Origin of the sequence: Pseudomonas sp. JUb42 (assembly GCF_024807945.1) — a bacterium.
Classification (GTDB): domain Bacteria; phylum Pseudomonadota; class Gammaproteobacteria; order Pseudomonadales; family Pseudomonadaceae; genus Aquipseudomonas.
In genome coordinates this window covers 440,018-451,235 of the sequence record NZ_JANUFD010000002.1, presented here as the reverse complement: position 1 = coordinate 451,235, position 11,218 = coordinate 440,018, and the positions used below count along the sequence as shown (strand labels likewise).

Here is an 11,218-nt window from a genome sequence, read left to right as displayed (position 1 = left end):
TCCGGCATTGGCAAGCAGGCTAATCATAAACTTGCTATTTCATGTCGTGATTGACGTCGATACAGCGTTATAACGGGTTGAAATGTCGTTTTTGGATAAATGCTGCGGGCATTGTTGCGCTAAGACGCGGCCCTCAGGCATGGGGCTGGCAGGTCAGGCTGTCGCTTTGCGACTGGCTGGCCCAGGCCTGTGGGCTGTCGAGGCCGCACTGGAAAGCCAGGCGTTCAAGCAGTTCGCGTTGTTCGCTGTCATCCAGCGGCATCTGCCCGCTGCGTCGATCAATGAACTCAATCTGCCAGGCCAGCAGGGTGATGCAGCTTTTCAGAGTATGCAGGGGGTCGCCTTGCAGGGCGACGCGGGGGCAGGCGGCGTCCAATAGATCGTGCAGTTGCCGGGTAAATGCGGCGATGCGTTCGACGCAGGCGACGTCTGCCTTGACTGTCAGATTGCGCAGCGATGCCAGCAGGCAATCGATTGCGTCGCGGTCATCAGCGATGAGTTCCAGATGCGCCAGGCACTCCTCCGAGCGCAATAGCAGGGTCTCGGATTCGCTGAGAAATTCGCAGTGTTCCTGCTGCCATTCTTGCTCGTTCAGCATGCTTCATCTCCACACGTCATGGATGGCGACCGACTTGGCGGCGCGGCGAGTGGCTGGAAGTTAATGCGGATTTCAAAGGAAAGTCTGTAGGACGATTCCGATTGTTGCCAGCTAATGGCATTCTGCATTGCAGCACTATTGCTAAGTGATGGCGTAATGATATTGTTTGCGAGCATTATGTGTTCTGCACAGGCAAGCATGGCATCAGCGGCGCCCTGTCGAGGACGCTTGAAGGTGTTGCTCGATTGGCTGGCCGTGAACGCAAACAAAAGCCTGACTCCATTCATGCAATGAGAATGGCGTCACAATAATGGCTATTAGATATTGGGAATATCGGGTCAGCCCCGATTGCTGGTAAGGCGTACCCCTAGGGGCAGTAAGGCCCACGCACTGAGCGTGTAGGTCGGAAGACGGATGCCAGTAGAGCATGATGTTAATGTGACATCAATGGGCTGGCGTGGCATTTTATAACAATTAAGGTCCGGCTGCTTTCAGCCGATAACAGGTTAGCGGACTCAACTGTATACCTCGCTTCAGGAGCTCTAAATGGCTGGCATTCTCGACTCGGTAGATCAACGCACACAGCTGGTGGGCGAGAATCGCCTGGAAATCCTCATGTTTCGCCTGGCCGGTCGACAGCTGTTCGCGATCAACGTGTTCAAGGTGCAGGAAGTCCTGCAACTGCCGAAACTGACCCTGATGCCCCAGCGTCATCCATTCGTTTGTGGTGTAGTCAACCTGCGTGGCCAGACCCTGCCGGTGATTGACCTGTCCCAGGCCATTGGCATGCGTCCTTTGGTGCCGGGTGAGAACAGCACCATTATCGTCACCGAGTACAACCGTTCGGTGCAGGCGTTCCTGGTCGGTGGCGTGGACCGCATCGTCAACATGAACTGGGAAGCGATCATGCCGCCGCCGACCAGCGCCGGTCGCCAGCACTACCTGACGGCCATCAGCAAGGTCGATGACCAGTTGGTTGAGATCATTGACGTCGAGAAGGTCCTGGCTGAAATCGTTCCTTACAATGCCAAGGTCTCCCGCGAAAAGCTCGAAGACCCGGTACTGGAACAGGCTCGCGGTCGGGAAATCCTCCTGGTCGACGACTCCAAGGTGGCTCTGTCTCAGCTCAAGGACACCCTGTCCCAGCTTGGCGTCAAGCTGCATACCGCCAGCGACGGCCTCAAGGCCCTGAATATGCTCAAGGCCTGGGCTGACAGCGGTGTGGTCATGACCGACAAGCTGCTGATGGTGTTCACCGACGCAGAAATGCCGGAGATGGACGGTTACCGCCTGACCACGGAAATTCGTGACGATCCGCGCCTGCGCAGCCTCTACGTGGTTCTGCATACCTCGCTGTCGGGCAGCTTCAACGAATCGATGGTGAAAAAGGTCGGCTGCGACAACTTCCTCTCAAAATTCCAGCCGGACAAGCTGGTCGATGTGGTGCGTGAGCGCATCATGCTGGTCAACGCTTGAGTATCAGCCCGACCTGTCATTAAGCTGCGACTTGCTTGTCGCAGCTTAAATTCTCAAGGATCAGGTCATGCATCTCAGTGCGCTCTATCGTTTCCCCCTTAAGTCATGCAAGCCCGAGCCGTTGCAGCAAGCAGCGTTCGATGGCCTCGGCCTGGCCGGGGATCGACGCTGGATGCTGGTGGATGAAGCCAGCGGACGCTTTTTCACCCAGCGCGCGCTGCCGCAGATGTCGCAGCTGGCGGTGTTGTGGAATGCCAAAGGCGGCGTGACCCTCTCGGCGCCGGGGCTTTCTCCCCTGGACGTGCCTCTCCCGCAAGATATCGAAACAAACCTGCGCGGTGTGACCGTGTGGCGCGATACCTTGCGCGTGCCCGATGCCGGTGACGAGGCGGCCCGTTGGGTCAGTGAGTTCCTCGGCAAGCCGACGCGTATGGTTCATTTGCCGGACGAGCGCGCGCGCTGGCTGCCCAGCGGTTACGGCGCCATCGAGGACCGCGTGAGCTTTGCCGATGGCTTCCCGCTGCTGTTGATTGGCCAGGGCTCCCTGGATGATCTGTCGTCACGCATCGGCCGGCCTCAGGAAATGTTGCGCTTTAGGCCCAATCTGGTGGTGGAGGGGGCCGAGCCTTTTGCTGAGGACAGCTGGAAACGCATCCGTATCGGCACCATGGAGTTCCGCCTGCTCAAGGGCTGCTCGCGTTGCATTCTCACCACCATCGACCCGGCGACCGGCGAGCGCAATGCCGACCGCGAACCCTTGACCACCCTCAAGACCTATCGCGAACGCGAAGGCGAGATCTGGTTTGGGCAGAACATGGTCAATGACGGGCCGGGTGTGCTGGAGGTGGGGATGGAAGTGGTGGTGTTGGAGTAAGCATCGCCCAGTTGTAGGTGGCAGCCCTGTGGGGGGCGAATTCTGTGGGAGCGAATTCATTCGCGAAGAGGCCGGTACATTCGACGCATCTTCATCGCCTGGAGCACTGCTTTCGCGAATGAATTCGCTCCCACAATTCGTACTACCGGGTCACGTCAGAAGTGACTCGACATCACAAGTCATCAAAAAAACGCTCATGCCAATCCACCAGCGGTTGCGGTGAGTTGAGCTTCTGCCCGTAGATCACCGAATACGACAATACGTTCTGTACGTACTGGCGGGTTTCGTCGAACGGGATGCTCTCTACCCAGACGTCGAAGGCCAGGTGGTTGGCGCCCTTGAGCCACTGACGGACGCGGCCGGGACCGGCGTTGTAGGCGGCAGAGGCCAGGACGCGGTTGCCGTTGAACTGGCTGTGCACCTGGCTCAGGTAGGCGGCACCGAGCTGGATGTTCTTGTCCGGGTCCAGCACCTGCTCGGAAGAGGCGAGGGGGATGCTGAACTTGCGCGCGGTTTCCTTGGCCGTGGCCGGCATCAGCTGCATCAGGCCGCTGGCGCCAACGCCGGAGCGAGCGTCGTCCATGAAGGCGCTTTCCTGGCGGGTAATGGCAAATACCCAGCTCGAGTGCAGGCCACGCACACCGGCCTCACGAACCAGGGTCTCGCGGTGGGCCATGGGGAAGCGGATATCCAGGTCATCCCAGTACTGTGCCTGGCTGATGGTACGAATCGCCGGGAAGTACCATTTCAGGTCGTAGGCCAGTTTGGCCTGGGCGACCATTTCGTCACGGTTGAACTGGCGGCTGGCGTAATACCATTCGCGGCGGCCATCCACTACCTGGCCGCGATCATGAAACTCCAGGGCGCGACGAATACCGGCGGTATTGCGCACCTTGGTGATGGTGGCCTGACTCAGCAGCAGCGGTTTGTTCAGCAACTGATACGGGCTTTGCGTACGGTCGGCGGCGAGGAAGCCGTAGAAGTCGCGCTCCTTGGCCACACCCTTGTACAGGCTCGGGATCAGCGGATTGTTTGGCTGGGCCAGTTCCAGGGCGCGGGCCTCCCAGTATTTCCAGCGATTGGTATCGGCCAGGTCCTTGGGCAGGCGGCGGGTCAGCTCGTAGGCATCTTCCCAGCGGCCCAGGCGCAACAGCAGGCGCAGACGCCATTCGGTGACGGTGTTGTCGCGCAGGTCCGGGTCATATTTGGTCATGATTTCCAGAGCCCGATCGTCGTAACGGCGGGCCAGAGTCAGACCAATTTCCTTGGCAATGGCGACTTGCTCCTCGCGGGAGAAGTGCAGGCGTACGGCATAGCCGTCGAGCATTTCCAGGGCTTTTTGCGGGTCCTGCTTGGCCAGGCGACGCAGGCCGAGGCCGACCACGTCGGACATGGCTTCATCCACCGGGGCGAATTGCGCCGGGTTGTTGAGCATGTCGGGCTTCTGCGCCACGGCGATCAGCAGGCGGCCTTGTGGCGCCAGGCTGTTGAGGCTGTTGACCAGCGCGTTGGCCAGGCTGTAGTTGCCTTCCTGGGCGGCCAGCTTGGCGCGCTGCCAGCGCTTTTGCTCGGTCAACTGGCCTTCGGCGGCCCACTGGCCGAACAGGCCGTCACAGGACGACGGCAGGGTCTTGCCGGTCATCCACAGTTTTTCGGCGTTGGCATAGCCTTCGGCGCGCTGGTTGTGGCTCATCTGGTACTGACCGTAGAGGCAGTCCAGTTCGGTGAAATTCATTTTCACGTCGTAATACTTGGCGAAGGTGTCCCAGTCGCCGCGGTCAGCCAGCCAGCGCAGCCACTTGAGCTTCATCCAGTTGGCCTGGGGCAGGTCGCCATGATCGGCAAGGAACTTCTCGATTTCCTCGTTGCTGGCGGTCTTCAGGCGCGCCGTCAGCTCGTCATATTCCAGATAGGGTTGCAGCGGGTAATCGGCCAGCGCCGCGCTGTACATGCGCATCGGACCGGTATCGCCCTTGGCCAGAGCGCGTTTGGCTTCGTCGTAGTATTGGCGCTGTTGGTTGAGATCGGCTGCCTGGATGGTCTGGGCAGCGGTTGCCGAGAGAAGCAGGCAGGAAAAAAGACTGAGCAAACGACTGCGCATGAGACTTCCGAGCAGATGAATCGTGAAAAGTGGCGCTAGCTTAGCCTTTTGCAGGGCGGGGGCGAAAGCACCGTTGACCGGGCGCAGAGCGCCATTCGCAGGAGCGAGGCTTGCCCGCGAAGGCAATGGCACGTGCGGCACATCTTTTGCGATCGGAAAATCGCCTTCGCGGGCAAGCCTCGCTCCCACAGGATTCGGGGTTGTCTGAGGGGCATGTCGTACCGAAATAAACCGCCGGTATAAAAGAAGGCTTTCGCGCACGATATCTCAGGTAGAATGCGCGCCCGGTTTTTGGAGAAGCTCATGACCCTGCTCAAATTCAGCGATGTGTCCCTTGCGTTCGGCGCCATGCCGTTGTTGGACAAGGTGTCCTGGCAGATCGCCCGTGGTGAGCGGGTGTGCATCATCGGTCGTAACGGCACTGGCAAGTCCAGCATGCTGAAGCTGGTCAAGGGCGTTCAGAAGCCCGATGACGGTGCGGTCTGGCGTGCGCCGGGCCTGAAGATCGGCGAGTTGCCCCAGGAACTGCCGGTGGCTGACGCCCGCACCGTGTTCGACGTGGTAGCCGAAGGCCTGGACGGTGTTGGCGCCTTGCTCGCCGAATACCATCACCTGGCGCAGAACTGCGTCACCGAAGAAGACCTGGACAAGCTGATGCACGTGCAGCAGGCGCTGGAAGCCCGTGACGGCTGGCGCTTGCAGCAACTGGTCGACAGCACCCTGAGCCGCCTGCAACTGCCGGCCGACAAGACCCTCGCCGAGCTTTCCGGCGGCTGGCGTCGCCGCGTGCTGCTGGCCCAGGCTCTGGTTTCCGAGCCGGATCTGCTGCTGCTCGATGAGCCGACCAACCACCTGGATATCGGTGCCATCGCCTGGCTGGAAGAAGCGCTGAAGGATTTTCAGGGCGCTGTGCTGTTCATCACGCATGACCGTTCCTTCCTGCAGAACCTGGCGACACGCATCCTCGAACTGGATCGCGGCGGCCTGATCGACTGGAACGGCGACTACGCCAGCTTCCTTGTACACAAGGAAGCGGCCCTGGCGGCCGAGGAGACCGCCAACGCGCTGTTCGACAAGCGCCTGGCCCAGGAAGAAGTGTGGATCCGTCAGGGCATCAAGGCGCGCCGCACTCGTAACGAAGGCCGCGTGCGTGCCTTGAAGGCCCTGCGTGTCGAGCGCAGTGACCGCCGTGAGCGCACCGGCAAGGCCAATATTCAGCTGGATACCGCCGACAAGTCCGGCAAGCAAGTCATGTCCCTGGAAAACGTCAGCTTTGCCCATCCGGGCGGGCCGATGCTGATCAAGGACTTCTCCATGGTCCTGCAGCGCGAAGACCGCATCGGCCTGCTGGGTGCCAACGGTACTGGCAAGACCACGCTGCTCAAGCTGATGCTGGATAACCTGCAACCGACCAGCGGTAAGGTCGAAGTGGGTACGCGTCTGGAAGTGGCTTACTTCGATCAGTTGCGTCACCAGCTCGATCTGGAAAAAACCGTGATCGACAACGTCGCCGAAGGTCGCGACTTCATCGATATCGATGGTCAGAGCCGCCACGTGCTGAGCTACCTGGGCGACTTCCTGTTCAGCCCGCAGCGTGCCCGTACGCCAGTCAAGGCGCTGTCCGGTGGTGAGCGTGCGCGTCTGCTGCTGGCCAAGCTGTTCAGCAAGCCGGCCAACCTGCTGGTCCTCGACGAACCGACCAACGACCTCGACGTGGAAACCCTGGAGTTGCTCGAAGAAGTGCTGTCGGCGTTCAAGGGCACCGTGCTGATGGTCAGCCACGACCGGGCATTCCTCGACAACGTGGTCACCAGCACCCTGGTCTTCGAAGGCGAGGGCAAGGTTCGTGAATACGTCGGCGGTTATCAGGATTGGCTGCGCCAGGGCGGTTCGCCGCGTCTGCTGGGTGTGACCGACACCAAGTCGGGCAAGGCCGAGCTGGCCAGCGCCGTGGTCGAGGCGGTGCCGGTGCCTGCCCAGGAGATTCCGGTGGCGTCGGCCAAGAAGAAACTCAGCTACAAGCTGCAGCGCGAGCTGGAAGCATTGCCGGGGCAGATCGACGAGGTCGAGAAGCAGATTGCTGCCCTGACCGCCGAGATGGCCGCGCCAGGCTTCTATCAGAAGCCGGCCGAGCAGACCGCCGCGACTCTGGCGCAACTGGAAAACCGCCAGGGTGAGCTGGATGCCCTGCTGGAACGCTGGGCTGAGCTGGACGAGTAAGCGATAAAAAAGCCCGATCGATGATCGGGCTTTTTCTTGGTTGTTGCGGTGATCCATGTGGGACCGGCTTTAGCCGGGAAATCGCCTTCCCGGCTAAAGCCGGTCCCACATCACGCAGTGCGGTCAGTTGGTCGGTTTGATCAGCCGCACCGCCAGCACATCACAAGGCGCGCCATGCAGCACGTCATTGGCGGTGGAGCCCAGCAGCAGAGACAGGCCGTGTCGGCCATGGCTGCCGACGACGATCAGGTCGCAGTGGTGTTCCTTGGCCAACTGGTGGATTTCCTGGCGCGGCTGGCCGTAGGTCAGGTGGCTGTCGCCCGCCTTGACGTCCGGGTACTTGAGCTTGATCGCCTCAAGCTTTTCCTTGGCCTGGTCGAACTGCTGCTGTTGCAGTTGCGACAGGTCCATCGGCACATCGCCACCAAAGGCCATGGCCATGGGCTCGACGATATGCACCAGGGACAGCTTGGCGTCGTTGGCCTGGGCCAGCTCCCGACCGCGCTTGATCACAGGGTCGCATTCTTCGGTCAGATCAACGGCGACCAGGATATGTGTGTAGGGCATGAGGAGTTCCTCCGGGGAATTGCGTTGATATGAGTATGGCTCTTTCATGCATAAACTGGCAGGCCATTGTTTTCGTTGTTTTAAGGCAAGGACATAGACATATGACGGTCTGGATAGTGCTGTCAATCATTGGCGTCATGTTGAGCCCGCTGATCTGGCTGCGGCCGTCGCGGCGACAGAATGGCAGGATGGCCCTGCGCCTGGAAGCCCGGCGTATGGGCATGGGCATGCAACTGGCGCCCCAGGAGTGGCCGCACTGGTTGCCGGTGGCGCCGCCGAGCCCCTGCCCGCAACTGCATCTGCCGCGACGCAACAAGGGCAATAAGCCTTGGGCCTATTGGCAGACCGAGCCTGGGACCTGGGTCAATCGCTGGCGTGAACCCTGTGAGAATGAGGCGCTGCTGGCGCAATTCAGCACATTGCCGGCCGACGTGTACAAGGTCGAACTGGATGAGCAGATGATTGCGCTGTACTGGGCGGAGCGGGGGGAGTCGGAAGTATTGCAGCGTATTGCTGCGGTGCTGAAAGCCCTGGCCTGAGGCCGCCCTCTGGAAAATATGCAAAACCGACCGAATCACCGCAACTCTGTGGGAGCGAATTCATTCGCGAAAGCGGTATGACGTACGATAAAAATCTATCGGATGAATCGGCCTCTTCGCGAGTGAATTCGCTCCCGCAGGATGTGCCCGCCAAATCCCGGGCATTAAAAAGCCCGATAACAACATCGGGCTGGGGTTGGCCAGGCAGGCCGATAATTCTGTAGGCGTTCCGGGAGGGCAGGCGATGCAAGGTTGCCGTGAATCCCTCGCTGAAGCAGTGCGCTGAATGTAGACCTTCTGCTCTGTTTTGTCGCGTATTGCCGAATAAATTTTCATTTATGTTCCTCGGCGGTGCAAAAAGTCGTGCGGACTTTGCCCTACACTTTTCGTTGTGGTCAGGCTTTGAGGCCCGTCCACGGGAGGCGAAGGGGCTCTATTACCCTGGGTGATACTGCTGCATATGCCCGGATTTATGGCCGTTCTGTCGAATTGACAATTCGTCTGTTTTGGCTGAAGGTGTGCGTACCCAAATCAAACGGGCGTATGAATTGAGCGTTTGGCTGTCAGACGGCTCTTACAGAACCCGGTACCACGTCAGCGGGTGTGCATGGTGATTTGGCGGTGACGTCTTAGTCTCGCCGGACGCTAGCGTTCGACGTGCATTGTTCAGCTTCCATATCGTGGAGATCAGTTGATGATTTACGAAGGTAAAGCCATCACGGTTAAGGCTCTTGAAAGTGGCATCGTCGAATTGAATTTCGACCTCAAGGGTGAGTCCGTCAACAAGTTCAACCGCCTCACCCTCAATGACCTGCGCCAGGCTATCGAAGCCATCAAGGCTGACGCATCGGTCAAGGGCGTGATCGTTACCAGCGGCAAGGACGTATTTATCGTCGGCGCCGACATCACCGAGTTCGTCGACAACTTCAAGTTGCCGGATGCCGAGCTTGTTGCTGGCAACCTGGAAGCCAACAAGATTTTCAGCGACTTCGAAGACCTTGCGGTCCCGACCCTCGTCGCGATCAACGGTATCGCCCTGGGTGGCGGTCTGGAAATGTGCCTGGCGGCGGATTTCCGCGTCATGTCCAGCACGGCCAAGATCGGCCTGCCTGAAGTCAAACTGGGTATCTACCCTGGCTTCGGCGGCACCGTGCGCCTGCCGCGCCTGATCGGTGCCGACAATGCCATCGAATGGATTGCCTCCGGCAAGGAAAATCGCGCCGAAGACGCCCTCAAGACCGGCGCTGTAGACGCTGTCGTCGCTCCCGAGAAGCTGCGTGAAGCGTCCCTGGACCTGATCCAGCGCGCCATTTCCGGCGAGTTCGATTTCAAGGCCAAGCGCCAGCCGAAACTGGACAAGCTCAAGCTCAACGCCATCGAACAGATGATGGCCTTCGAAACCGCCAAGGGCTTCGTCGCCGGCCAGGCTGGCCCGAACTACCCGGCCCCGGTCGAGGCGATCAAGACCATCCAGAAAGCTGCCAACTTCGGTCGCGAAAAAGCGCTGGAAGTCGAAGCCGCCGGTTTCGTCAAAATGGCCAAGACTTCGGCTGCCAAGAGTCTGATCGGCCTGTTCCTGAACGATCAGGAGCTGAAAAAGAAAGCCAAGGTCTACGACGCCATCGCCAAACCGGTGAATCAGGCTGCCGTGCTCGGCGCCGGGATCATGGGCGGCGGTATCGCCTATCAGTCGGCTGTCAAAGGCACGCCGATTCTGATGAAGGATATCCGCGAAGACGCCATTCAACTGGGTCTGAACGAAGCCTCGAAACTGCTGGGCAGCCGCGTCGAGAAAGGCCGTCTGACCCCTGCGAAGATGGCCGAAGCGCTCAACGCGATTCGTCCTACGCTGTCCTACGGCGATTTCGGCAATGTCGATCTGGTGGTTGAAGCCGTGGTCGAGAACCCCAAGGTCAAGCAGGCAGTACTGGCTGAAGTCGAAGCCCAGGTCGGTGAAAACACCATCCTCGCTTCCAACACCTCGACCATTTCCATCAGCCTGTTGGCCAAGGCCCTCAAGCGTCCGGAAAACTTTGTCGGCATGCACTTCTTCAACCCGGTGCACATGATGCCCCTGGTGGAAGTCATCCGAGGCGAGAAGTCCAGCGAAGAAGCCGTTGCCACCACCGTGGCCTACGCCAAGAAAATGGGCAAGAACCCGATCGTGGTCAATGACTGCCCGGGCTTCCTGGTCAACCGCGTGCTGTTCCCATACTTCGGCGGTTTCGCCAAGCTGGTCAGCGCTGGCGTGGACTTCGTGCGCATCGACAAGGTCATGGAGAAGTTCGGCTGGCCCATGGGCCCGGCGTACCTTATGGACGTGGTCGGCATCGACACCGGCCACCACGGTCGCGACGTCATGGCTGAAGGCTTCCCCGACCGCATGAAGGACGACCGTCGCTCGGCCGTGGACGTGCTCTACGAAGCCAAGCGCCTGGGCCAGAAGAACGGCAAGGGCTTCTATGCCTACGAAACCGACAAGAAGGGCAAACCGAAGAAAGTGGCCGACGCCGCCGTACTCGAAGTGCTCAAGCCGATCATCTACGAGCAGCGTGAAGTCACCGACGAGGACATCATCAACTGGCTGATGATCCCGCTGTGCCTGGAAGTCGTGCGCTGCCTGGAAGACGGCATCGTCGAAACCGCCGCCGAAGCCGACATGGGCTTGATCTACGGCATCGGTTTCCCTCCATTCCGTGGCGGTGCGCTGCGCTACATCGACTCCATCGGCGTCGCTGAGTTCGTTGCCCTGGCTGACCAATACGCTGATTTGGGCGCGTTGTACCACCCCACCGCGAAGCTGCGTGAGATGGCCAAGAATGGCCAGAGCTTCTTCGGTTAAG

8 protein-coding genes are annotated in these 11,218 nt (G+C 59.9%); 5 read left to right on the top strand and 3 right to left on the bottom strand.

Going from position 1 to position 11,218, the window contains the following annotated elements:
• Positions 1-133: 133 nt before the first annotated feature.
• On the bottom strand, positions 134-598 hold the full coding sequence (locus M2401_RS05890) for a hypothetical protein (protein ID WP_259100654.1): 465 nt from the start codon (positions 596-598) through the stop codon (positions 134-136).
• 546 nt (positions 599-1,144) lie between these two features.
• On the opposite strand from M2401_RS05890, the gene M2401_RS05885 reads away from it, so the two are divergent.
• Together M2401_RS05885 and M2401_RS05880 are read left to right on the top strand one after the other, a co-directional pair.
• Positions 1,145-2,074, top strand: a complete 930-nt coding sequence (locus tag M2401_RS05885) for a chemotaxis protein CheV (protein WP_259100653.1) — start codon at positions 1,145-1,147, stop codon at positions 2,072-2,074.
• A gap of 67 nt (positions 2,075-2,141) precedes the next feature.
• Positions 2,142-2,948, top strand: coding sequence for an MOSC domain-containing protein (locus M2401_RS05880; protein ID WP_259100652.1), 807 nt, complete (start codon positions 2,142-2,144; stop codon positions 2,946-2,948).
• 172 nt (positions 2,949-3,120) lie between these two features.
• Here the strand turns inward: M2401_RS05880 and M2401_RS05875 are convergent, their stop codons facing one another.
• Positions 3,121-5,049 carry a transglycosylase SLT domain-containing protein gene (locus M2401_RS05875; protein WP_259100651.1) on the bottom strand — a complete coding sequence of 643 codons (1,929 nt, stop codon included), beginning with the start codon at positions 5,047-5,049 and terminating at the stop codon, positions 3,121-3,123.
• A 303-nt stretch (positions 5,050-5,352) separates the two neighbouring features.
• Between M2401_RS05875 and M2401_RS05870 the strand changes: the two genes are divergently transcribed.
• Positions 5,353-7,269, top strand: a complete 1,917-nt coding sequence (locus M2401_RS05870; protein WP_259100650.1) for an ATP-binding cassette domain-containing protein — start codon at positions 5,353-5,355, stop codon at positions 7,267-7,269.
• Positions 7,270-7,392: 123 nt separating this feature from the next.
• Here the strand turns inward: M2401_RS05870 and M2401_RS05865 are convergent, their stop codons facing one another.
• Positions 7,393-7,836, bottom strand: coding sequence for a universal stress protein (locus M2401_RS05865; RefSeq protein WP_259100649.1), 444 nt, complete (start codon positions 7,834-7,836; stop codon positions 7,393-7,395).
• 101 nt (positions 7,837-7,937) lie between these two features.
• On the opposite strand from M2401_RS05865, the gene M2401_RS05860 reads away from it, so the two are divergent.
• Together M2401_RS05860 and fadB are read left to right on the top strand one after the other, a co-directional pair.
• A complete protein-coding gene (locus M2401_RS05860) occupies positions 7,938-8,375 on the top strand; it encodes a hypothetical protein (RefSeq protein WP_259100648.1) in 438 nt (145 codons plus the stop codon).
• Positions 8,376-9,069: 694 nt separating this feature from the next.
• Positions 9,070-11,217, top strand: a complete 2,148-nt coding sequence (gene fadB, locus M2401_RS05855) for a fatty acid oxidation complex subunit alpha FadB (protein ID WP_259100646.1) — start codon at positions 9,070-9,072, stop codon at positions 11,215-11,217.
• The last annotated feature ends 1 nt before the right edge of the window (position 11,218 follow it).